General features: G+C 70.7%; 21 protein-coding genes. 12 read left to right on the top strand and 9 right to left on the bottom strand.

Annotated elements, in window-relative coordinates; all coding sequences use genetic code 11:
- Together G5C60_RS15655 and G5C60_RS15650 are read left to right on the top strand one after the other, a co-directional pair.
- Nucleotides 1-636: NAD(P)/FAD-dependent oxidoreductase (locus G5C60_RS15655; protein WP_478503183.1), on the top strand; the 636-nt coding region annotated here is incomplete at its 5' end.
- 102 nt (nt 637-738) lie between these two features.
- Nucleotides 739-1113, top strand: coding sequence for an ArsR/SmtB family transcription factor (locus G5C60_RS15650; RefSeq protein WP_165259524.1), 375 nt, complete (start codon nt 739-741; stop codon nt 1111-1113).
- Between the two features lie 108 nt (nt 1114-1221).
- Here G5C60_RS15650 and G5C60_RS15645 read toward each other — a convergent pair whose 3' ends face one another.
- From G5C60_RS15645 to G5C60_RS15635, 3 genes are read right to left on the bottom strand one after another with little or no spacing between them, the layout of a single operon-like run.
- Nucleotides 1222-2286, bottom strand: coding sequence for an ArsO family NAD(P)H-dependent flavin-containing monooxygenase (locus G5C60_RS15645; protein ID WP_165259522.1), 1065 nt, complete (start codon nt 2284-2286; stop codon nt 1222-1224).
- Nucleotides 2283-3068 (bottom strand): aquaporin, encoded by a 786-nt coding sequence (locus G5C60_RS15640; protein WP_165259520.1) that lies wholly within the window; start codon nt 3066-3068, stop codon nt 2283-2285. The genes G5C60_RS15645 and G5C60_RS15640 overlap by 4 nt, the downstream gene beginning before the upstream one ends.
- A 34-nt stretch (nt 3069-3102) precedes the next feature.
- Nucleotides 3103-3411 (bottom strand): ArsR/SmtB family transcription factor, encoded by a 309-nt coding sequence (locus G5C60_RS15635; RefSeq protein ID WP_165259518.1) that lies wholly within the window; start codon nt 3409-3411, stop codon nt 3103-3105.
- Between the two features lie 102 nt (nt 3412-3513).
- Between G5C60_RS15635 and G5C60_RS15630 the strand changes: the two genes are divergently transcribed.
- Complete coding sequence (locus G5C60_RS15630; protein WP_165259516.1) at nt 3514-3927, top strand: arsenate reductase ArsC; 414 nt, start codon at nt 3514-3516, stop codon at nt 3925-3927.
- Complete coding sequence (gene trxB / locus G5C60_RS15625; RefSeq protein WP_165259514.1) at nt 3924-4934, top strand: thioredoxin-disulfide reductase; 1011 nt, start codon at nt 3924-3926, stop codon at nt 4932-4934. Before G5C60_RS15630 ends, trxB begins: the two co-directional genes overlap by 4 nt.
- Nucleotides 4935-5048: 114 nt before the next feature.
- Here trxB and G5C60_RS15620 read toward each other — a convergent pair whose 3' ends face one another.
- Entirely contained in the window at nt 5049-5708 is a 660-nt protein-coding gene (locus G5C60_RS15620; protein WP_165259512.1) for a TetR family transcriptional regulator, read from the bottom strand.
- Between the two features lie 172 nt (nt 5709-5880).
- On the opposite strand from G5C60_RS15620, the gene G5C60_RS15615 reads away from it, so the two are divergent.
- Nucleotides 5881-7152, top strand: a complete 1272-nt coding sequence (locus tag G5C60_RS15615; RefSeq protein WP_165259510.1) for a YncE family protein — start codon at nt 5881-5883, stop codon at nt 7150-7152.
- A gap of 150 nt (nt 7153-7302) precedes the next feature.
- Here G5C60_RS15615 and G5C60_RS15610 read toward each other — a convergent pair whose 3' ends face one another.
- From G5C60_RS15610 to G5C60_RS15600, 3 genes are all read right to left on the bottom strand, one after another.
- Nucleotides 7303-9162 carry a glycoside hydrolase family 5 protein gene (locus tag G5C60_RS15610; RefSeq protein ID WP_420907376.1) on the bottom strand — a complete coding sequence of 620 codons (1860 nt, stop codon included), beginning with the start codon at nt 9160-9162 and terminating at the stop codon, nt 7303-7305.
- 123 nt (nt 9163-9285) lie between these two features.
- Entirely contained in the window at nt 9286-9711 is a 426-nt protein-coding gene (locus G5C60_RS15605; RefSeq protein WP_165259506.1) for a VOC family protein, read from the bottom strand.
- A gap of 113 nt (nt 9712-9824) precedes the next feature.
- Nucleotides 9825-11795 carry a GTP-binding protein gene (locus G5C60_RS15600; RefSeq protein ID WP_165259504.1) on the bottom strand — a complete coding sequence of 657 codons (1971 nt, stop codon included), beginning with the start codon at nt 11793-11795 and terminating at the stop codon, nt 9825-9827.
- Nucleotides 11796-12041: 246 nt separating this feature from the next.
- Here G5C60_RS15600 and G5C60_RS15595 point away from each other — a divergent pair, with 246 nt between their 5' ends.
- From G5C60_RS15595 to G5C60_RS15565, 7 genes are all read left to right on the top strand, one after another.
- Complete coding sequence (locus tag G5C60_RS15595; RefSeq protein ID WP_165259502.1) at nt 12042-12560, top strand: (2Fe-2S)-binding protein; 519 nt, start codon at nt 12042-12044, stop codon at nt 12558-12560.
- On the top strand, nt 12557-14971 hold the full coding sequence (locus tag G5C60_RS15590) for a xanthine dehydrogenase family protein molybdopterin-binding subunit (protein ID WP_165259500.1): 2415 nt from the start codon (nt 12557-12559) through the stop codon (nt 14969-14971). Before G5C60_RS15595 ends, G5C60_RS15590 begins: the two co-directional genes overlap by 4 nt.
- Nucleotides 14968-15819, top strand: coding sequence for an FAD binding domain-containing protein (locus tag G5C60_RS15585; protein WP_165259498.1), 852 nt, complete (start codon nt 14968-14970; stop codon nt 15817-15819). Before G5C60_RS15590 ends, G5C60_RS15585 begins: the two co-directional genes overlap by 4 nt.
- A 15-nt stretch (nt 15820-15834) precedes the next feature.
- A complete protein-coding gene (locus G5C60_RS15580) occupies nt 15835-16782 on the top strand; it encodes an AAA family ATPase (protein ID WP_165259496.1) in 948 nt (315 codons plus the stop codon).
- Between the two features lie 134 nt (nt 16783-16916).
- Nucleotides 16917-18074 carry a vWA domain-containing protein gene (locus G5C60_RS15575; protein WP_241266820.1) on the top strand — a complete coding sequence of 386 codons (1158 nt, stop codon included), beginning with the start codon at nt 16917-16919 and terminating at the stop codon, nt 18072-18074.
- Nucleotides 18075-18189: 115 nt separating this feature from the next.
- Entirely contained in the window at nt 18190-19317 is a 1128-nt protein-coding gene (locus G5C60_RS15570; RefSeq protein WP_165259494.1) for an XdhC family protein, read from the top strand.
- A gap of 13 nt (nt 19318-19330) precedes the next feature.
- Entirely contained in the window at nt 19331-20017 is a 687-nt protein-coding gene (locus G5C60_RS15565) for an SRPBCC family protein (RefSeq protein WP_165259492.1), read from the top strand.
- Here G5C60_RS15565 and G5C60_RS15560 read toward each other — a convergent pair.
- Together G5C60_RS15560 and G5C60_RS15555 are read right to left on the bottom strand one after the other, a co-directional pair.
- Nucleotides 19989-20528, bottom strand: coding sequence for a metallophosphoesterase family protein (locus G5C60_RS15560; protein WP_165259536.1), 540 nt, complete (start codon nt 20526-20528; stop codon nt 19989-19991). The genes G5C60_RS15565 and G5C60_RS15560 overlap by 29 nt on opposite strands.
- A gap of 12 nt (nt 20529-20540) precedes the next feature.
- On the bottom strand, nt 20541-23018 hold the full coding sequence (locus G5C60_RS15555) for a SpoIIE family protein phosphatase (RefSeq protein ID WP_165259490.1): 2478 nt from the start codon (nt 23016-23018) through the stop codon (nt 20541-20543).
- Nucleotides 23019-23037: the final 19 nt, after the last annotated feature.

The raw sequence follows: 23037 nt of genomic DNA, 5'->3' as shown, positions 1-23037 counted from the left end.
GGGCTGGGGGCCTGGTTCATGGAGTACGTCGATGTCGCGGTGATCGGGGGCGGGCAGTCCGGGCTGACTGCCGCGCACGTAGTGCCCCGGCGGGGCCTTACGCCGGTGATGCTGGAGGCATCCGGGCGGGCGGCCGGCTCGTGGCCCGACTACTACGACAGCCTTACGCTGTTCTCGCCCGCTCGCTTCAGCGCCCTGCCGGGCCTGCCGTTCAGCGGCGACGGCGACGGCAACCGCTATCCGCACCGCGACGAGGTCGTCGACCACCTCACCCGCTACGCCGACGGACAGGGCTTCACTGGCCAGCTGCTGCACGTCGCCGACTACCGCAGCCCCGCGCCGTACGCGGGCCGGCGGATTGTGGTGGTGGGCGGCGGCAACTCCGCCGTCCAGGTCGGCCACGAACTGGCGGACGTGGCCACGGTGACCCTGGCTGCCCGCACCCCGGTTCGCCTCCTTCCGCAGATACGCGACGGCAAGGACCGGCATCACTGGCTGACGACCACCGGCTTCGACCTCCTGCCGCCGGAATGGCTGATCCACTTCGTCGGCTGCACCCTCGTGCTCGCCACCGGCCCCTACAAGGAGGCGCCGGCCGCGCACGTCCGCAAGGCCCCGGCCGCGGCCGGACTCTGACGAGCCCTCCAGCGCGCCCTCTGACGGGCCGGGGGCGGCCTGCGGGCCTGTTCAGCGGCTCCGCCCCTCGCCCGTTGATTCGACATGTGTCAACATAGATGTATGTCGAATGTCGAGATGCTGCCGTTGCTGGAACCCGACGCCGGCCAGAGTGTGGTCCCGTGCTGCCCGCCGCTGACCGAGCGCCCGTTCACCGCGGCGGAGGCCGAGACGGCCGCGCGGATGTTCAAGGCACTCGGTGACCCGGTGCGGCTGCGGCTGTTCTCCGCCGTGGCCTCCCACGCGGGCGGGGAGGCGTGCGTGTGCGACATCTCCGACGTCGGCGTCTCCCAGCCCACGGTCAGTCATCATCTGAAGAAGCTGAAGGAGGCCGGACTGCTCACCTCCGAGCGGCGCGGCACCTGGGTGTACTACCGCGTCGAGCCTTCGGTGCTCGCCGCGATGGGCAAGCTGCTGACCACTTCCGCAGTGGCCTGACCCTCCCCAGACGACGGAGGGGGTCCTCCGGTGATGGACGGCTCCCTTCGTGGTTGCGTGGGCTTGGGTCATATGCCGAGGGGAGGCGTCCGCTTTGGCCGGCCGGTGTCAGCGCAGCTGGTCCGCGATCTGGCGTGCCGCCTCGCGGGCGGGGCGACCGACGCCGATGAGCGTGGCGGAGGCGGGTCCGGTCCAGTCGCCGTAGCCGAGCAGGTGCAGCCGGGGTTCGCCAAGGACGCGGGTGCCGTGGGTGGCGATGTGTCCGCGCGGGCCGCGCAGTCCCAGCGGGGACAGGTGGGAGAGCGCCGGGCGGAAGCCGGTGCACCAGATGATCACGTCGGCTTCGGCGCGTGTGCCATCGGCCCATTCGGCGCCGCCGGGGATGAGGCGGGTGAACATCGGTGTCGCCTTGAGCAGGCCGTGGTCACGTGCTGCGCGTACCGGCGGGACGGCGACGATGTCGCCCAGGGATGCCACTCCACCGGTGTCGGTCCGGCCCGCGTCGAGAGCGTGGCGGCGGGCGGTGGCCGCGTCGAAGAGGGCGCGGCCGTCGATGTCGTCGGCCAGGAAGCGCGGCGGGCGCTGGGTGACCCAGGTCAGCTCGGTGTCGTGAGCGAGGTCGGCGGCGATCTGCGCGCCGGAGTTGCCGCCGCCGACCACGATCACGCGGCGGCCCGCGAAGTCCTGGGGCCTGCGGTACTCGATGGTGTGCAACTGCTCGCCGCCGAAGTCCCCGAAGTCCCCGCGGCCGGGTACGGCGGGCAGGAAGGGCCGCCACCAGGTGCCGGTCGCGCTGATCACCGCCCGCGCGTGCCATGTCCCGGAGTCGGTCTCCACGCGCAGGAGTTCGCCGTCCCGGTGCACGCCCGTGACGCGCACCGGTCGCTGGATCGGCAGGTCGTAGCGCTTCTCGTAGTCGCGCAGGTACGACACGACGTGCGCCGCATCCGGATACTCCTCGCCCTCCTGGGCCGGCATGAGCCACCCCGGCAGCGAGGAGAACGCGGCCGGGGAGAACAGGTGCAGCGAGTCCCAGGTGCGCTGCCAGGCGCCGCCCGGCGTGGACTGGGCGTCGAGGATGACGCAGTCCATGCCGAGGCGGCGCAGGTGGTAGGCGGCGGCGAGGCCGGACTGGCCGCCGCCTATGACCACGACCTGGAGCGGTTGCGTCACGCGGCAGGCTGTTCGGCAGTGGTTCGGCCCGGCATGAAGATGAGCGCCACCAGTGCCAGTCCCACCACGGCACCGACCAGTTGCACCCCGATGAACGCCGGTACGGAACCCGGCGCGATGCCCGCGAAGGTGTCCGTGAAGGCGCGGCCGATCGTCACTGCCGGGTTGGCGAAGGACGTCGACGAGGTGAACCAGTAAGCGGCGCCGATGTAGGAGGCGACGGCCACGGGTGCGTACTGCAGCCGGCCCGCGCGAGCCAGACCGAAGATCAGCAGGATCAGCCCGGCCGTGGCGACGATCTCACCGAGCAGCAGATGCCCGGCCGAGCGGTCGTGCGTGGACCACTTCACCAGCGGCTCGCCGAACATCGCGTCCGCCAGGATCGCGCCCGCGATCGCGCCGACAACCTGCGCGGGTACGTACACCGCCGCCTCGCGCAGCGTGACACCGGCGCCGCCGCGCCTGGCCGTCCACCACTCGGCCAGCGTGACCACCGGGTTGAAGTGCGCGCCGGAGACCGGCCCGAGCAGAAGGATCAGGACGCCGAGGCCGAAGACCGTGGCGAGCGAGTTGGCCAGCAACTGCACGCCGACGTCACGAGTCAGGTCGGTGGCCTGGATACCGGAGCCGACCACGACCGCCACCAGGGCCGCGGTGCCGACGAGTTCGGCAGCGGCCCGCGCGACCAGCGGCGTGCGCGGCGGGGTCGCCCCGGGCTCGGGCTGAGGCTCGGCCGCGGTGACGACGGACTCCGCTGCACTCTCGCGGGTGGCGGTCAACATGACTCCTTGGTGCAGTCGCCTCGAACGGCGTGGGTCAGGGGCAGGATCGCTTGTTGTCTGCGGCGGTACGAGCGGACTCGGCCAGGTCGGCGAACTGACCGGCGAGCTGGGCGATGACGTCCGGACGCAGCTTGTAGTACGTGAAGCGGCCGCACGGCTCCGTCTCGACGACCCCTGCTTCGCGCAGCACTCTCAGGTGGTTGGAGAGGTTGGTCTGCCGAGCGCCGGTCTCCTCCACCAAATGCGTGGTGCACAGCGTCTCTTTGGCGAGCAGGGTCACGATTTGGAGCCTGAGCGGGTCGGCCAGAACCCGGATCAGGTCAGTGTCGACTGACGTCATCATGGACTGATACTCTCACATCAGTGGTGACTGACACCATCGGGTGCTGATGTGATCCATTCCCGTCCCTGTTGCGAGACAGTTGCGAGACAAGAGAGACCTCTGATGTCCGACAAGCCCTCCGTCCTGTTCGTCTGTGTCCACAACGCCGGCCGTTCCCAGATGGCCGCCGCGTGGCTGACCCACCTGGCCGGGGACCGCGTCGAGGTCCGCTCCGCCGGTTCCAACCCGGGCGCGGGTGTGAATCCGGCCGCCGTCGAGGCCATGCGCGAGGTCGGCATCGACATCTCCGCCGAGGTTCCGAAGATGCTGACCGTGGACGCGGTCAAGGAGTCGGACGTCTGCATCACCATGGGCTGCGGCGACACCTGCCCCGTCTTCCCCGGTAAGCGGTACCTGGACTGGGAGCTCGAGGACCCGGCCGGCCAGGGTGTCGAGGCCGTACGGCCCATTCGCGACGAGATCAAGACCCTGGTCGAGGGACTGATCAAGGAGATCGCCCCGGAGAAGACGGCATGAGCGCTGAAGCCGCCGCAATTCCGTCGCAGCACGGGCCCGCCGAGGACGTACGGGACGTCATCGTCATCGGTTCGGGCCCTGCCGGATACACCGCCGCCCTCTACACCGCCCGCGCCGAGCTCAGGCCCTTGGTCTTCGGCGGCGCGATCTTCGTCGGCGGCGCCCTGACCACGACCACCGAGGTCGAGAACTTCCCCGGCTTTCCGGAGGGCGTAGACGGCCCGGTCCTCATGGAGAACATGCGGGCCCAGGCCGAACGCTTCGGCGCCGAGATGATCGACGACGACATCGTCGAGGTCGACCTGACCGGCGACATCAAGACCGTCACCGACACCGCCGGTACCGTCCACCGGGCGCGCACCGTGATCGTCGCGACCGGCTCGGGCTACCGCAAGCTCGGCCTGCCCCGCGAGGACGAACTGTCCGGCCGGGGCGTCTCCTGGTGCGCGACCTGCGACGGCTTCTTCTTCCGTGACCGCGACATCGTGGTCGTCGGCGGCGGGGACACGGCGATGGAGGAGGCCACTTTCCTCACCCGCTTCGCCAAGTCGGTCACCGTCGTGCACCGTCGCTCCACCCTGCGCGCCTCCCAGGTCATGCAGCACCGCGCCTTCGCCGACGACAAGATCGCCTTCGCCTTCGACAGCGAGATCGCGGAGATCAAGGAAGCGGACGGAAAGCTCGCCGGGATCGTGCTCCGCGACGTCCCCACCGGCAAGACCCGCGACCTGGACGTGACGGGCCTGTTCATCGCGATCGGTCACGACCCGCGCACCGAACTCTTCAAGGACCAACTGGAGTTGGACTCTGAGGGCTATCTGAAGGTCGAGTCGCCGTCGACGCGTACGAGCATCCCGGGTGTTTTCGGCGCCGGTGACGTCGTCGACCTCACCTACCGCCAGGCCATCACCGCAGCCGGATCCGGTTGCGCGGCGGCCCTGGACGCCGAGCGGTACCTCGCCGCACTCGCCGACGCGCCCGCGATGGCCGAGGCCGTCACGGTCTGACGGCGCCCAACTCGTCGGACGGCGCGGCGCGGAGGTCGCCAAGCACATCGACACGTTCGCGACCGCCCTCTTCCACGGCATGGCCGTCGACGGCATCAGCGAACTCCACGGACGTCAGCTCTCCGCCCGCCACCCCACCGGCCGCAGTATCCCCAGGAGCAGCTGGACGAGTTCGTCCACGACCTCGTCGAGGGTGGCGTCCACCCAGCCCGAACTCCAGTCGTGCAGCAGGCCGTTGACGCTGCCGATGAAGGCCGCGGCGGCGACCCGGTAGTCACGGGGAGCCGCCTCGCCGCGCTCGGCGGCGGCTTCGGCCTCGGCGCAGATGAAGTCGATCCAGCGGGAGCGGCGGGCCAGCCGCTGTCGTTCGAGACGGGGACTGACGCCGATGATCTCGACGAAGGTGATGCGCAGGCGTCGCGGATCGCCGGTGACGTTGGCGGCGTAGGCGCGGAAGGCCGCGGTGGCGCGCTCCTCGACCGGCCGCCCGGTCATCTCGTCGAGTCCGGCCAGGGCGGCTTCCTCGGCCCAGTCGTTGACCTGGAGATGGAGGGCGGCGAGTACGTCCTCCAAGGTGCGGAATTCCTCGTAGAACTGACGGGTCGACAGCCCGGCCGCCTCGCTCAGGGCGGCGACGGTCGTGGCGCGGTAGCCGGGGCTGTCCCCGAAGAGCTGGAGTCCGGCGTCCAGAAACCGCCGTCGCCGCTCGGCCTGCCGCTCCTGGGCGGACTTGCCTCCATAACGGCCGGTCGGCGCTTTGAGCCTGCCCGTCACTGGCCCCTCCCAGGTCTCTCTTGTCGCTCAGATGGCCAATTTTGTCGTGTTCTACGTCTTGTGGAGAGCGGTACTGACTCCTTACTTTCCAGTAAGTACAGTCTGAACGCGCTTGTATTCAGATTCTCCGCTCGAACGTCTTGTCATGCGCCCACCAATGAGGAGATTGGTCATGTCTGCCTTCAAAGCCCGGCACGTCGGCGCCCTCGCCGCCGCGCTCGCCCTGACCGTCGCCGGGCCGGCGGCCGCCACGGCCGACGCGCAGGACGCCCCCGACGACGCCCGGAACGCCGCCGCGGACCTGCGGGAGGTGATGTTCGTCGGCAACAACTGGGACGGCACCGCCGATGTCATCAAGTCCGGCGGAGATCTCGCCAAGATCGGCCGGATCAACGTCATCCCGGACAAGGAGGAGCGGATCGCGGAGATCAACGCCGACCCGATCAAATGGATCTACTTCACGGCCATCCGCAACGGCGTCGGCGAGGGCCACGACCAGTACGTCGACGACATGTACTCCACACCGGACGGCTCGGCCATGGTGGTCTCCCGGCCCAGTTTCGCCGATGTCGTGTCGATCGACCTCGCGACGGGGAACATCAACTGGCGCTTCCCGGTGTCGGGTTACCGTTCCGACCACATGGCGGTCTCCCCCGACGGCAAGCGCGTCGCCGTGTCGGCCTCGATATCCAACACCGTGCACGTCCTCGACATCGTCACCGGCAAGCAGCTCGGCTCCTTCAAGACCGGCGACAAGCCGCACGAGAACGTCTTCACCGAGGACGGCAAGTACTTGTGGAACATGTCGATCGGGGACGTGAACACCGCGACCGACGCCCCGTGGCTGGACTGGACGAAGGGCGACCGCAAGATCACCGTCGTCGACGCGAACACGTACAAGCAGGTCAAGGTCATCGACATGCGGGAGCGGCTCGACGCCTTCGGCCGCAAGGACCTGTCCGATGCCGTACGTCCCGTCGCCTTCACCCCGGACGAGTCGAAGCTCTACTTCCAGCTCTCCTTCTTCAACGGCTTCGTCGAGTACGACGTGGCGAGCGACAAGATCACCCGGGTGAAGACGCTGCCCAAGAACCCGGCGACCAGCGAAGACCGTACGACCTGGGTCAACGACTCCCGCCACCACGGCATGTCGATGAGCCCGGACGGCGACAAGCTGTGCATCGCCGGGACGATGGACGACTACGCGACCGTCGTCGACCGCTCCTCCCTCCAGGAGGGCCCGCTCGTCACCGCCTCCAAGCCCTACTGGGCGACTGTCAGCGGTGACGGCAAGTCCTGCGTGATCTCCGAGAGCGGCTCCGACAAGGTCACCGCCATCGACTTCGCCACGGGGAAGAAGACGGCGTCGGTGGAGGTCGGCGACCACCCTCAGCGCGTACGCCTGGCGAAGGTCCCGGCGGACTGGACGGGCCCGTCCGCGTAAGCGCTCCGCTGGTTGGGCAGTTCGAAGCTGCGGGTCCGTCGTGGCTGGTCGTGCCCGCGCGGCGGAGCCGCAAATTGATACAGCCCCGCGCCCCTAAGAGGCACGGCCTCTCTAGGGGCGCGGTACCGCAACGGACCTCAGCAGACCCGTTTAACCGGCCTTCGAAGCGGCCCAGTTCGCCAGCTCCGTCCGCGCCGCGCTCAGCAGCTCCGCGGACGGAGCCGTCGCACCATTGGTGACCAGGGCGTAGTGCACACCCGAGCCGGGTGCGGTCAGGAGCAGTCGGCGGCTGCCCGTGCCGCCCGGCTCGTTCGCCACCGCGATCGGAGTGGTCTTCGTGTACGCGGGCGGGGCCGCCGTCGTGCCGAGGTCGGAGACCACCGTGGTGGAGGAGGTCGGGAAGGACGCGGGCAGGTGCAGTTCGGTGGGAGCCGAGCTGCCGTCGGAGCGCCACATGTGGAGGGCGTACTGGCCCGAGCCCACCAGTTCCTTCACGCGCGGCAGCGAGTCCGGCACCTGGTTCCACGTCAGGGTCGTGGAACCGTCGCGGGAGCGGTCCTCGTAGGTGAACGCGACGGTGCTGCCCGCGGTGGCGCTCGGGTAGACGCGGTCGAGCAGCCGCGCGTCCTGGCGCAGCACGGCCTTGCCGGAGTCGTCGAGACGTACGGCGGACAGGTCCTCGTCGTTCCAGGCGTCACCGTGGGTGAGCACCTTGTCGGGGTTGCCGTTCATCGGCTCCTTGTGGCGGCCGTTGTAGATGTCCCACTGCCACTGCGAACCGGAGAGAACCGACCCGGACTCGGCGGGCTTGGACCACCAACTCGCGCCCGGCAGACGGGAGTCGAGGGCCTGGTACATCCCCTTGAGGACGGTCGGGGCCTTGTCGGAGACGAGCCCCGCCAGCGGATGGCCGAACTCGCTGATGATCCCCGCCGTGCCGGCGGCGGTGGCGCGGTCGCGCACCTTCCCGAAGTCGGTGGCGTACTGGCCGTCGCCCGCCTTGCCCGGCATGAAGATGCCCGAGATCGCCTTCTGGTCGTAGAAGTGGGTGTTGAAGACGTAGTCAGGGCCGAGCCTGCCCGCGTCGAGGAGACCGCCTTCCTGCTTCTGGAAGTCGAGATTGGCGTTCCAGAAGAGGTTCGGCTCCACGAAGGCGGGCTTGTCCTGCCAGCCTGCCGCGTCCATGCGAGTGCGGAACTTCTCGTAGAAGGGCCACAGCACGTCCTTCTCCCAGGCGCGGCTGCTCTGCCCGGAGTCGTAGGTGCCCGCGTGCGGTTCGTTGTACGGGTCGAAGCCGATGACGCCCGCGAACTGGGCGTCGGTCATGTGCTGTTCGACGTACGCCATGGTCTTCTGGGCGGTGGTGAGGAAGGCGTCCTGGAGCCCGTACTTGTTGTGCCAGAAGTCGTGGGCCGCCTGTGTCACGGCCTTGTTCTGGGTGATGTTCTGGCCCCAGAAGGGGCAGATTCCGCAGTACTCGTCCGGGTAGTTCCCGGCGTCGACAGCCCACTTGGGGGCGCCGTCACCGGTGTACCAGCTGTCCGCATCGAAGAGATGGCGCGAGTAGAGGTCCTGGTGGAAGTCGGGGTACACGCGGATTCCGGCGTCGAGGAAGGCGCGCATCTGGCCGGTGGCGGCGGCCAGGTACTCGGCGTCCACCTGGCCGCGTACGGGTTCGGCGTAGGCCCAGGAGAGCAGGAAGCGGACCGAGTTGCCGCCGCCGAGGGCGCGCAGCGCGGTCGCGGACTTCTTGGCGTCGGCGACGGAGGCGAAGGGCAGGCCCTTGTTCTCCGCCAGTTTCGTCTCGCCGGAGACGTTGTAGCCGCGGAGCACCACCTCGCGGCCGAGGCCGTCGGTGAAGCGGCCGTTCTCGACGGTGAAGGTGTCCGCGGCGGGTTCGTCGAACCAGAGGTCGTCGGGAAGAGCGGTGGCGCGCTGTGCGCCCGCCGTGGTCAGTAAGCCGGCGAGGAGTACGAGGACGCTGAGCAGATGCGTGCGGAATCTTGACATGTCCACCATGTTTGACATGTCCACCACAGTCGCAAGGGATGAGCGGCCCGTCAACCTCGCTGACTCCAGAGTAAGTACCCAATTTACTCAGCAGTAAGTACGACGTCTCCTCCGGGAGTTCGCTCAGAAGACCAGCTGGCCGATGCCCAACAGGTTTCCCTCGCTGTCGTGGAACCAGGCAGCGCGTTCGCCCCGTGCGCCCTTGCTCGGGTAGTTGCCGTCGATCTCCGCGATCCCGCCTTTCGTGCGGAGCCCCGGAACGTCGACCTCCTCGAACACCACGCCCCGCTGCTTGAGTTCCGACACGATCGTCTCGAGGTCGTCGACCTCCCACCCCATCTGCGTGAAGGTGCCGGGAGAGGCTCCCGTCGACTGGAACAGGGCGAAGTCCACGCCTCCGCACCGGTACAGCAGCCCACCGGGCCGTTCGTCGACGGGCTCCAGACCGAGCTTCTCGGCGTAGAACCGCCGCGCCCGGTCCAGGTCCTGGGCGGGAAGCCGGGTCGCCACGCGTCCCCGGGCCAGAATGTTCCTGTCGTCCGCGTTCATCCCTCCACTGTGCTGCCGCTGAGCACGGATCCGGCGGATTTCGCCGGGATCGAGGGAGGCGCGGCGGGCGGCCGCATCACCGCCGGTGATGTCCGCCGCGCAAGCCCGTCGCTTCAGCGACGCTGGTTGACCAGGTACTCCTTGCGGTCCAGCGGATTGCGGTCGGTTCGCGGCCGTTCCGGGAGCGTGCCTCGGGCGACCGGCGCGTAGTGGTCGAAGGCGGTCTCCAGTTCGCCCTCGCCGCGGGTCAGCCCCGGGAGCTGCTGCTCAAGGGCGTGCACCCGGGCTGCCGGGATCCGTCCCTCCAGCACGGCTGCGGCTCCACGCGTGTCCGTTGCCTGCGGTACGGCGCGCAGCTTCGCCAGGACGGGCAGCACCGCGCCCAGTGTGTCCGCCGGGGCCTCGAGGCGGAAGCGGTGCATCGGTTCGTGCACCTGGGTGCCCGCCTGTCGCAGTGCGTCCATCAGCACCAGCGGAGTCAGTCCGCGGAAGTCCGCGCCCGTGCTCGACATGCTCTTGTCGAACCCCTGATGGGCGTGGCTCTGCCGCGGCGAGTAGCCGGAGTGCGTCATGGTGACCGTGCAGTCGGTCACTTGCCAGCCGTGCACACCCTGGCCGAGCGTTTCCCGCACGGTGTCCTCGACGGCCTTGAAGAACGCGTACGGCATCGACCCGAGCTCAACCTCAAGGCGGAACCGCACGCCGGAGCCGACCGGTGCAGGATCGACGCGCAGGCCGACGGTCGCGAGGAACGGGTTCGGGTCCTTGCCGTTGAACTCGACGGCCGCTCCCGTGCCGGCCGGACGCTCGATGCACAGGGGCGTCGTCTCGCGAAAGGTGACATCGAGGCCGAACTCGTCGGCCAGCGTGGCCTGGATGACCTCCTTCTGCACCTCCCCGTACAGGGACACCGAGATCTCCTGCCGGATCTCGTCCTGCCGCAGATTGATCAGCGGGTCCTGTTCGGCGAGTTGGGTGAGCGCGAGGTGCAGTGCGCCTTTGTCGGCCCTGTCGCGGGGAACGACGACGGTTTCCAGGGTCGGCGGCGAGAAGTAATGCTCGTCCGGCCCTTTCCGGGGTACGCCGATGGTGTCGCCGATGCGGATGTCGGCGAGCCCCCAGAGCTTGCCGATCCGCCCCGCGGACACCTGACCGTCTCGGCTGTCCGTGCCCTGGTCGAAGACGCTGATGGCGGTGACCTTGCCTTCCCGGCCGTCGCCGAAGGTCACCCGGTCGCGCGTGCGCAGCGTCCCCGAGAACATCCGCGCGTAGGCGATCTTCTCCCCCGCCGGTCCGCGCTCGACCTTGAAGACGGTGCCCGAGACCGGGCCGTCCCCGACGCCCTCGGCCGAGGGCAGCAACTCCCGGACTCCCGCGATGAGTTCATCGACACCCGCACCCGTGACGGCCGAGCCGAAGAACACCGGGTGCAGCAGTGACTGCCGGGTCTGCGTGGCGAGTTCCGTGCGCAGCCGGTCGTACGGGACGGTCGTCTCGTCGTCGACGTACGCCGCCAGCAGTCCGTCGTCGTGCTCGGCGAGCAGTTCCAGAAGGCGCGGCGGAGGATCGGCGTACGGGGTGAAGTGGGCGTTCCTTGTGCCCAGTTCGCGGACGTCGCCCATCGGGACGATCGCCGGGGTGAGCCGGGCGGAGACGCTCTCCAGCAGGTCCGCGCAGCGCGCTCCACCACGGTCGATCTTGTTCACGAAGATCAGCGTCGGAATGCGCAGCCGCTGCAGTGTCCGCATCAGGACGCGGGTCTGCGCCTGTACGCCCTCCACGGCCGAGATCACCAGGACCGCGCCGTCGAGCACGCTCAGCACCCGTTCCACCTCGGCGATGAAGTCCGGGTGGCCGGGTGTGTCGATCAGGTTGACGGTCACGTCGTCGATCGTGAAGGAGACGACGGCGGACTTGATCGTGATGCCGCGCTGCCGCTCCAGCGCGAGAGAGTCCGTCTGCGTGTTGCCGTCGTCGACGCTGCCGATCTCGTCGATGACCCCGACGGTGTGCAGGAGCCGCTCGGTCAGGCTCGTCTTACCGGCGTCTACGTGCGCCAGAATTCCCAGGTTCAGCGTGTGCACCTAGCGTCATGTCCTTTGGAGTGAGGGGGATTCCTTCCTGGGTGGACATGAACGGTGCTCGCATTGCTGCTCCTTGATCTCGGACGGCTCGTCCCGAGTAGTGCAGCAGGTGGTCATGCACGCGAGCAACGGATTAACGCTCAACAAGGCCTGCCGAAGCCCTCGCCCCTCCCCTGAGGCAGTCCTAGAGTGACGCACATCACGTCCGGTGGCTGAATTCACCCCGCACGTTCTCTGGGAGGGCACATGACCCGAATCTCGGTGAAGGTGGACGGCACGACGTACGAGGACGAGGTGGAACCCCGTCTCCTTCTGGTCCACTATCTGCGCGACCGCCTGGGCCTGACCGGCACCCCGATCGGCTGCGACACCTCCAACTGCGGGGCCTGCACGGTCGACCTGGACGGGGACAGCGTCAAGAGCTGTTCGGTGCTCGCCGTCCAGGCGGACGGGAGCGAAGTGACCACCGTTCAGGGGCTCGCCCAGGACGGGGAGTGGCACCCCCTGCAGAAGGCCTTCCACGAGCGGCACGCCTTGCAGTGCGGGTACTGCACCCCGGGGATGATCATGGCCGCACGGGATCTGCTGCGGGAGAACCCGCACCCGGGCCCCGACGCCATACGGCATGCCCTGGAGGGCAACCTCTGCCGGTGCACCGGCTACCAGAACATCGTGCGCGCGGTGCTCGCCGCCTCCGGGCAGGACGCCGGACCGGAGGCCGGGCAAGAAGCCGGGCAAGAGGCGGGACGGGAGGTCCCGGCATGACGGACCAGATCACCGAACGCGAGGTCGGCCGCTCCCGGCTCCGCAAGGAGGACGCCCGGCTGGTCACCGGCCAGACCAACTGGACCGACAACATCAACGTCCCCGGTCTGCTGCACCTGGCGATCCTGCGCAGCCCCATGGCGCACGCCCGTATCGACCGGATCGACGTCTCGCCCGCGCTCGAACGGCCGGGCGTGATCGCAGCATTCAGCGGCGGCGATCTCGCGGAGGGCATGGGATCGCTGCCCTGCGCGTGGCCGGTCACCGAGGACATCGTGCTGCCCGACCACCCGCCGATCGCCGTCGACGAGGTGCGCTACGCGGGCGATCCGGTGGCGGTCGTGGTGGCCCGCGACCGGTACGCGGCCGCCGACGCCCTGGAGGCGGTCGAGGTCGACTACGAGCCCCTGCCCGCGGTGCTCGACGTCGAGGCGGCGCTGGCCGAGGGCGCACCGCTGGTGCACACGGACAAGGGCACCAACCGCTCGTACGACTACCACATGGCCGGCGGCGACTACGAAGCCGCGAAGGCGCAGGCCGACATCGTCCTGAAGCGCCGTTACCACCAGCAGCGCCTCATCCCCACCGCGATGGAGCCGCGCGCGGTCGTGGTCACCCCGCGCGCGGCGTCCCAGGAGTACACCGTCCACTCCTCCACCCAGATCCCGCACGTCCTGCGGGTGATGCTCGCCGTCACCACCGGCATCCCGGAGCACAAGCTGCGCGTCGTCGCTCCCGACGTGGGCGGCGGCTTCGGCTCGAAGCTTCAGGTGTACGGCGAGGAAGTGATCACCCTCGTGGTGGCGAAGCACCTCGGCCGGCCGGTGAAGTGGAGCGAGTCCCGCTCGGAGGCCAACCTCGCCACCCACCACGGCCGCGGCCAGATCCAGGACATCGAGATCGCCGCCCGCAGCGACGGCACGCTGCTGGGCCTGAAGGTCTCGCTGCTCGCCGACATGGGCGCGTATCTGATGCTGCTCACCCCGGCCATCCCGATCCTCGGCGCGTCCATGTACCCGGCGATCTACAAGATGGGCGCCTACGATTTCTCCTGCACCGGCGTCTTCACCAACCGCACCCCCATCGACGCCTACCGCGGTGCGGGCCGCCCCGAGGCGACCTTCGCGATCGAGCGGATCATGGACGATCTGGCGGCCGAACTCGGCGCCGACCCGGTCGAGTTGCGTCGCCGCAACTGGATCCGGCACGAGGAGTTCCCGTACACGACCGTCGCGGGTCTGACGTACGACAGCGGCAACTACGAGGCCGCCACCGACAAGGCGCAGGTCCTCTTCGGCTACGACGAACTGCGCGCCGAGCAGCGCAAGCGCGTCGAGGAGGGCGACTCGGTGCGCCTCGGCATCGGTGTCTCCACGTACACCGAGATGTGCGGGCTCGCGCCGAGCCGCTGGCTGCGCGACATGCGGTACGCCGCGGGCGGCTGGGAGGCGGCGAGCATCCGGATGCTGCCGACCGGCAAGGTCGAGGTCATCACCGGCACCAGCCCGCACGGCCAGGGCCATGTGACCTCCTGGAGCCAGATCGCCGCCGATGCGCTGGGGGTGCCCTTCGAGGACGTCGAGGTGATCCACGGCGACACGATGCTGGCACCGCAGGGCATGGACACGTACGGATCGCGCTCGCTCGTCGTCGGGGGCGTCGCCGTGCACGAGGCGGCGCGGAAGGTGGTGGAGAAGGCCCGTAAGGTCGCCGCGCACCTGCTGGAGGCGAACGAGGCGGACCTCGACTTCGCCGCCGGCACGTTCTCCGTCAAGGGCTCTCCCGAGGCGGCGAAGACCATCCAGGAGGTGGCCTTCGAGACCTTCACCTCCCACGACCTGCCCGACGGCATGGAACCGTCGATCAACGCCGACCACGTCATCGACCCCGACACCTTCTCGTTCCCGCACGGTACGCACCTGTGCGCGGCCGAGGTGGACACGGAGACGGGTTCGGTCCATATCCGGTCGTACGTGTGCGTGGACGACATCGGCAAGGTGATCAACCCGCTGATCGTCGAGGGCCAGATGCACGGCGGCATCGCCCAGGGGGTCGCGCAGGCGCTGTACGAGGAGGCGGTGTACGACGACGAGGGCAACCTGCTCTCCGGCACGCTGGCCGACTACCGCGTGCCGTCCGCGCCGGATCTGCCGGACTTCGTCACCGCGCGCACCGAGACGCCCGCGACCTCGAATCCCTTGGGGGTCAAGGGAGTCGGGGAGGCGGGCACGATCGCGTCGACGCCCGCGGTCGTCAACGCGGTCGTGGACGCGCTGCGTCCGCTGGGGGTGACGGATGTGGCGATGCCGTGTTCGCCGCAGCGGGTGTGGGAGGCCCTTCGGGCCGCCCAGTCCGTTCAGTCGGGTCAGTCCGGTCAGTCCGGTCAGTCTTCGAGGGAGGCTTCGGCATGATTCCTCCGGCATTCGAGTACGCCAGGCCCGCGAGCGTCGACGAGGCCGTGCGCACGCTGGCGGACGCGGGCGAGGAAGCGAAGGTGCTGGCGGGCGGGCAGAGCCTGCTGCCGCTGCTGAGGCTGCGGCTCGCCTTCCCCGAACTCGTCGTCGACGTCGGCCGGATCCCCGAGCTGCGCGGGGTGCGCGAGGACGGCGGCACGCTGGTCATCGGCGCGATGACGACGCACCACGACGTCATCGCCGATCCGCTGGTACGCCGGCACGCGGGACTGCTCGCGGCGGCCACGGCGACGGTCGCCGATCCGGCCGTACGCCATCGGGGCACCCTCGGTGGCTCGCTCGCACACGCCGACCCCGCCGGTGACCTGCCCGCGGTGGCCCTCGCCCTCGACGCCGAACTGGTCGCGGCGGGCCCTGACGGCCGACGCACCATCCCGGCAAGGGAGTTCTTCGTCGACTATCTGCAGTCCGCGCTGCGCCCCGACGAGCTGCTGGTCGAGGTGCGGATACCGAAGACCGACGGTTGGGGCTTCCACTACGAGAAGTTCAGCCGCGTGGCGCAGGACTGGGCCATGGTCGGCGTGGCGGCACTCGTACGCCGCGACGACGGCCACATCGCCGAGGCACGGATCGGCCTCACCAACATGGGGTCGACACCGCTGCGGGCGTCGGCGGCGGAGGAAGCCCTCGCGGGTGCCGACGCGGACGGCGTGGCGCGAGCGGCCCGGTCGGCGGCGGAGGGCACGCGCCCCTCCGCCGACCCGTCGGCCTCACCCGAGTACCGGGCGCACCTGGCCAGGGTGCTCACACGGCGCGCGGTGCTGGCCGCCGCCGGGATGGGGTGAGGGCCGATCGCACGCATGGAAGGACCGGCTTCGTCGTCGGCGGGGGCCGGCGACGACCTGCCCGGCAGCGGCTCGGGGTGGCCGACCGGGCCCGATGAGGTGCGCGGCCGGCTCGAGAAGAGCGGATACCTCGTCGATGACGGGCTGGCGGTCGCCTGCTTTCTCGCCCTGCGGCTGCATCGGCCGATCTTCTGTGAGGGGGACGCGGGCGTGGGCAAGACCTCGCTCGCGTCCGCTCTCGCCGAGGCCTTGGACGCCCCGCTGATCCGGCTTCAGTGCTACGAGGGCATCGACGCCTCGCAGGCTCTGTACGACTGGGACTTTCCACGCCAGTTGCTGCACCTGCGGGCGGCCGAGGCGGCGGGCGTCGCGGATGCCGACCGTCTGGAGAGTGAGCTGTACGGGCGGCGTTTTCTCGTCGCCAGGCCACTGCTGCGTGCGCTGGAGACCCAGCCGTGTGTCCTGCTCGTCGACGAAGTCGACCGTGCCGACGACGAGTTCGAGGCGTTCCTGCTGGAGCTGTTGTCCGAGTACACCGTCACGATTCCCGAACTCGGCACCCTGCGCGCCCAGTCACCACCCGTGGTGGTGATCACCTCGAATCGCACCCGCGAGGTCCACGACGCGCTGAAGCGACGCTGTCTGTACCACTGGTTCGACCATCCGGGCTTCGCCCGTGAACTCGCCATCGTGCGAAGGCGGTTGCCGGGCGTGACCGCGCGGCTCGCCGAGCAGGTGACGGGCCTTGTGCAGGCCCTGCGCGCGGAGGAGCTGGTCAAACCGCCCGGTGTGGCCGAGACGATCGACTGGGCTCAGGCCCTGGACGCGCTGGGCGCGACGGAGGTCGACGCGGAACTGGCGGTGGCGACCCTGGGGGCGGTCCTGAAGTACCGGGAGGATGTGGAGAGGGCGCGTGGACTCGATCTGGCGGCGATGCTGAGCGCTCCGCTGGGAGAACGGTGATGACCCTGTGGGCCGGTGGGGGCGCGGTTCGAAGCTGCGGGTTCGTGGTGGCTGGTCGCGCAGTTCCCCGCGCCCCTTACGGGGCGCTGGTCGCTCCCCACTCTCGGCTTCGCTCGAGCGGGGGGTGAGGCGACATGGAGCGCGGCACCGGTACGAATGACCGTATGGGGCGCGACGGGCCCGCCGTTCTCGTCGGCTTCGGCCGTGCCCTGCGCGCCGCCGGGATCGACGCGGGTCCCGACCGCGTGCAGGCCTTTCTCGGTGCGCTCGATGTGCTGCGGCCCGGGCTGCGGTCCGACGTGTACTGGGCGGGACGGCTCACGCTGTGCGGGAGCCGGGACGATCTGGAGCGGTACGAGCGGGTCTTCGCCGCGTACTTCGGCGGCGTGGCACCGGAGCGCCGGGCGGTGCGCGGCGCTCCCCCGCCGCGCATGCGGATGGTCGCGCGGGAGGCGGCACCGGCCACACCTGGGGAAGGGGAGCGGGACGCGGCGCCCTCGGCCGTCCTCGCGAGCTCGGCCGAAGTGCTGCGGCACCGCGACTTCTCGGAGCTGAGCACGGCCGAACGCGACCAACTGCGGCGGCTGCTGGCCGTGTTCGCGTTGCGCGGGGAGCCCCGGCGCACGGCCCGGCTGCGGCCCGCCCGGCGCGGCGTCATCGATCCGCGGCGCACGGTACGGGAGGTGTTGCGCCGCGGCGGGGAACCCGCGCTCCCGCGACTGCGCGCGCGGGCCGAGCGGCCCCGCCGGGTGGTGCTGCTGGTGGACGTGAGCGGTTCGATGGCGCCGTACGCGGACGCGCTGCTGCGGTTCGCGCACGCCGCCACCCATGGCGCCCGGGTGCGTACGGAGGTGTTCACCATCGGTACGCGGCTGACCCGGGTGACCCGCGAACTGACGCACCGCGACCCCGACGCGGCGCTGGCCGCGGTCACGGCCGCCGTACCGGACTGGCGCGGCGGCACCCGGCTCGGCGAGCTGCTGCGGGCCTTCCTCGACCGGTGGGGTCAGCGCGGCCTCGCGCGAGGCGCGGTGGTCGTCGTGCTGTCGGACGGCTGGGAGCGCGGCGATCCTGCCCTGCTCGCGGCCCAGATGCGGCGCCTGCACCGGCTGGCACACCGGGTGATCTGGGCCAATCCACGCAAGGCCCGCCCCGGTTACGCGCCCCTCGCCGCCGGCATGGCGGCCGCGCTCCCGAGCGTGGACGCGTTCGTCGAAGGCCACAGCCTGGCCGCCCTTGAACACCTGGCGGCGGTGGTGAGAGGAGCGGATCGTGCGGATCGTAAAGCGTGAGGCCCTTGCGGCGGCGGGGCGCGGGCGTGCGCCGGGGGCAGCGGACGAACGGCCGATGCGGCAGCCCCTCGCCGCACCGGTCCCGACCGGGCCGCGGTGGTGAAAGGAGCAGGCCATGCGTGAGATCCTCCCGGCGCTCAGCCGGTGGTACGCGGACGGGGCGCCCTTCGGGCTCGCCACGGTCGTCGCGGTCAGTCGCAGCGCACCCCGCGAGCCGGGCGCCGCCATGGCCGTGGGGCCGGGTGACGAGGTCGTGGGCAGTGTGTCCGGGGGATGCGTCGAGGGCGCGGTGTTCGAGCTGGCGCAGGAGGTCGTGGCGAGTGGCGAGGCCCGGCTGGAGACCTTCGGCTACAGCGACGAGGACGCGTTCGCCGTCGGGCTCACCTGTGGCGGGGAGATCACCCTCCTTGTGCGGCCGGTGACGGCTGCCCTCGATCCCTCCTTCGGCGCGGTCGCGGAGTCGGTGACGGCGGGACGCCCGGTCACCGTGGCGACGGTGACCGACGGCCCCGCCCTGCGCGGAGCGACGCTCGCCGTCTGGCCGGACGAGGTGTCCGGATCGCTCGGTGCGAGTGGCCTGGACGTGGCGGTGACCGCCGACGCACGGGGCGAACTGGCCCAGGGCGCCACCGGGCAGCGGCACTACGGCCCGCACGGCGAACGGCGTGAGGACGCCGTCACCGTGTTCCTGCACTCCTTCGCGCCGCCGCCCCGGATGCTGGTCTTCGGCGCGATCGACTACGCGGCGGCGGTGGCCCGGATCGGCGACTTCCTCGGCTACCGGGTCACCGTGTGCGACGCCCGCCCCGTCTTCGCCACACCGAAACGCTTCCCGGAGGGCGTGGAGGTCGTCGTCGACTGGCCGCACCGCTATCTGCACACCACGGCCACCGACGGGCGCACGGTCGTCTGCGTCCTGACCCATGACCCGAAGTTCGACGTACCGCTCCTGGAGGAGGCGCTGCGCCGCCCGGCCGCGTACATCGGGGCGATGGGCAGCCGACGTACGCACGACAACCGGATGAAGCGGCTGCGCGAGGCCGGGCTCGGCGAACACGAACTGGCCCGGCTGCGCTCGCCCGTCGGCCTCGACCTCGGCGCGCGTACGCCCGAAGAGGTGGCCGTGTCCGTCGCCGCCGAGATCGTCGCGCTGCGCTGGGGCGGCAGCGGCGCACCCCTGACGGCGACGGCCGGGGCGATCCACCCGCGGGAACGTCCACGGGTACGTCCGCGGGAACAATGACGAGGAGGAACCTATGGAACTGCACCACGAGTTCACCGTCCCTGTCCCGATCCAGGAGGCGTGGCCGCTGCTCCTCGACATCGAGCGGGTCGCCCCGTGCATGCCGGGGGCGACGGTGGAGGAGTACGACGGCAAGACCGTGACCGGATCGGTGAAGGTCAAGGTCGGGCCGATCACCGTCACCTACCGGGGTACCGCGGTCTTCGAGGAGCAGGACGAGACCGCCCACCGGATGGTCCTCGTCGCCGGCGGAAAGGAGACCCGCGGCCAGGGCACCGCACGCGCCACCGTCACCGGCACGCTGGCCGAACGCGACGGCGGAACGGCCGTGTCCGTCCGGACCGATCTGACGGTGACCGGACGCCCGGCCCAGTTCGGACGCGGCGTCATGGCCGAGGTGGGCGACAAGCTGGTCGGCCAGTTCGCGACGTGCCTGTCCGAGCAACTGCACCGGACGGAGCCCACGGCCACCACACCCGAGACCGGGCCCGAGGCCAAGGCCGGGACCGAGAACGGGGCCGAGACCGGGGCCGAGCCCTCGACCACGCCCGCACCCGCATCCGCACCGGCCGAGCCGATCGATCTCGTACGGACGGCAGGTCCGTCGGTCGCCAAACGCGCCCTGACCGCCGCGGCCGCCGTCGCCGCGGTCCTCGCCGTGCTGGGACGTCTCAGGCGTCGTCGCGGGAGCCGGCGCTGAGCGCGTCGGGATGACGGGACGGCAGCCGGTGCAGGTGTACGTCCGTGAGGCGGCCGTCGTCCACGAGTGCGGTCATGTACGTGCAGTGGGGCTGGCGGCGGCGGTCGGTGGGTGAACCGGGGTTGAGCAGGCGAAGACCGGTCGAGGTCGTGGTGTCCCACGGGATGTGGCTGTGGCCGAAGACCAGCACGTCGAGGTCGGGGAAGCGGGCGGCGCAGCGGCGCTCGCGGCCCGCCGCGGCGCCGGTCTCGTGGACGACCCCGAGGCGCAGACCGTCCAGGTCGGCGCGGGCCACCTCGGGCAGGCGGGCCCTGAGCTCGGGGCCGTCGTTGTTGCCGTACACGCCGATCAACCGGTTCGACCGGCTCTCCAGGAGGTCGAGGGTGGCGGCGTCCACCCAGTCGCCGGCATGGATCACGACGTCGGCGCGCGGGAGCTCGGCGAGAAGCGGGGCCGGGAGCTCCTTGGCGCGCTTGGGGAGGTGGGTGTCGGACACCAGGAGGAGACGCAGCACGCCGAAAGCCTAGGACGGATCGGTGGAGCGTACGGCTGAGTGCAGGGCGATCTCGCTCCACACCTGCTTGCCGCCGCCGGCCGGGACCGTTCCCCAGGCCGCCGACAGGGCCTCGACCAGGAGGATGCCCCGGCCGCCCGTGGCTTCCCAGCCGATGCTGGTGGGCTTGACGGGCGAACGCGGTGAGGCGTCGGCGACCGCCACGCGGAAGCGGTTGTTGATGAGGGTGAGGTCGAGCCGGACCTGGCCGTCGGTGTGCACGAGAGCGTTGGTGACCAGTTCGGAGACCACCAGCAGGATGGCGTCGGTCTCTTCGGTCACGCCCCAGGCGCGCAGGGTGCGCTTGGTGAAGCGGCGGGCGTGCCCGACGGCCTGGGGTACGCGCCACACCGTCCAGCTGTCGCGCTCGGGCCGCAGCGCCATGCCGTCGTAGCGCATGAGCAGCAGGGCCACGTCGTCGCTGCGGTTGGCGTCGGCGAGCAGGGCGTCGGCCACGAGCCCGAGGTGGGTGGGGTCGGAGGCCGCCAGTTCGTCGGCCATGCGGCTCAGCCCGTCCTCGATGTCGAGTTCGGCGGACTCGACGAGACCGTCCGTGGTCAGTGCCACCAGCGTGCCCGGCCGCAGCGGTATCTCGGTCATCGGGAAGTCGGCCTGCGTGACGACGCCGAGCGGCGGTCCGCCCTCCGTGTTCACAACCTCGGTGGTGCCGTCGGGATGGCGCAGGACCGGGGGCAGGTGTCCGGCCCGTACGCACCAGGCCGTGCCCTCCTCCATGTCGACGTCGACGTAGCAGCAGGTGGCGAAGAGGTCGGTCTCCATGTCCATGAGCAGCCGGTTGGCGTGCGCGACCACCACGTCCGGGGGATGTCCCTCGATGGCGTACGCGCGCAGGGCGGTGCGCATCTGGCCCATGAGGGTCGCGGCTCCGGCGTTGTGCCCCTGGACGTCGCCGATGACGAGGGCGACGTGGTTGTTGGGCAGGGGGATCACGTCGTACCAGTCGCCGCCGACCTCCAGGCCCGCCGTGGTGGGCAGATAGCGGGCGACGGCGACCGCGCCCGGCAGGGTGGGCAGTCGGCGCGGGAGCAGGGTGCGCTGGAGCGTGGCGACCAGTTCGTGTTCGGCGTCGAAGGCGTGGGCGCGCATCAGGGCCTGGCCCGCGAGCCCGGCGGAGGCGGTGAGCAGGGCGCGCTCGTCGGGGCCGAAGTCGTGCGGGGTGTCCCAGCCGATCAGACAGGCACCGGCCATGCGTCCGCCGGCCGGCAGCGGCAGGATGGCGAGTCCGCCGGGTCCGACATCGGCGAGCGTGGGTTCCAGCGGGGTCCCGGCGGGCCAGATCGCCGGGCGCCCCTCGCGGAGGGCGGCCGCCAGGGTCGGCATGGCGCGTACGGGCGCGTCGGGCCACTCCGAGCGCCACTCGGTGCGCCACACCTCGGGCCATGACTCCGGCTCGGGCGGGTCGAGGACGGTGACGACGAGGCGGTCGCCCTCCAGCTCGGCCAGCGCGATCCGGTCGGCCTGCAGCGGCCGGCGCAGGGCGGCGACCACGGCCTGGCTGACGTCACGGACCGTGCCCGCGGTGGCCAGGGCCGCGGCGAGACGCTGGACGCGGGCCACCTCGTTGACGCCGGACCGCAGTTTCGAGGCGTCCGCGACCGTGCCCACGAGCCGGTCCGGGCCCCCGTCGGCGGCGGGCAGCAGCCGTCCGCGCAACCTGAGCCACTTCTGCTCCCCGGAGGGCCGGCGGATACGGAACTCCAGCTCGCGGTCGCCGATGGACATGTGGTCCGCCTCCACCACGGACATCAGCGCGGGCAGGTCCTCCGGCACGGTCATCCCCAGCAGGGTTTCGACCTTGCCGTCGAAAGCCTCCCGGCCGATGCCGAACAGTTCCAGCGTCTCGTCGTCGACCTCGACCCGCCCGGTGTCCATGGCCAGGCTGAACGAGCGGCTGGGCAGGACATCCTCGGCGGCCTCGGGCGCGAGCCGGGACGGCACCGGGCAGACCATGGCCTCGGCGAGCAGCCCGAGGCACTGCCGCTCCTCGCCGTCGAAGCCGCCGGGGCTGTCGGTCACGGCGAGCAGACAGCCGCCCTCGCGCGGAGCCGTGGGCAGCGGTACGGCGGCCAGCCAGAAGTCCCCCACGGACGTCCGCCGGGTGTCGGGGCCCACGGCGAGTTCCTCGGGGCTGAGCCACAGCGGCTGTCCGAGACGGTACGCGTCCGCCGCGGGCGAGCCGCCGGAGAGGGGATAGCTGTCGGGCAGCCCGTACAGGGTCCGCGGTACGCCCGCGGACTCCACCAGGGCCAGCCGGTCGTCCTCCTGAGGCGCGTACACGGCGGCGACCACCGCGCCGCTGAAGACGAGGGCCAGCTCGACGACGCTGCGTAGCCGCTCGCGGGATCCGGGTTCCGCGTTGAGGGTCTTGAGGGCAAGTTCGGCACGCAGCGTTCCCGTTCTACGTCGCGCAGCGCCCTCACTGACCACGTCCGCAATTACAGCGCGT

The organism is Streptomyces scabichelini, assembly GCF_011045015.1.
Classification (GTDB): domain Bacteria; phylum Actinomycetota; class Actinomycetes; order Streptomycetales; family Streptomycetaceae; genus Streptomyces; species Streptomyces scabichelini.
This window is presented reverse-complemented; position numbering and strand designations above follow the sequence as displayed.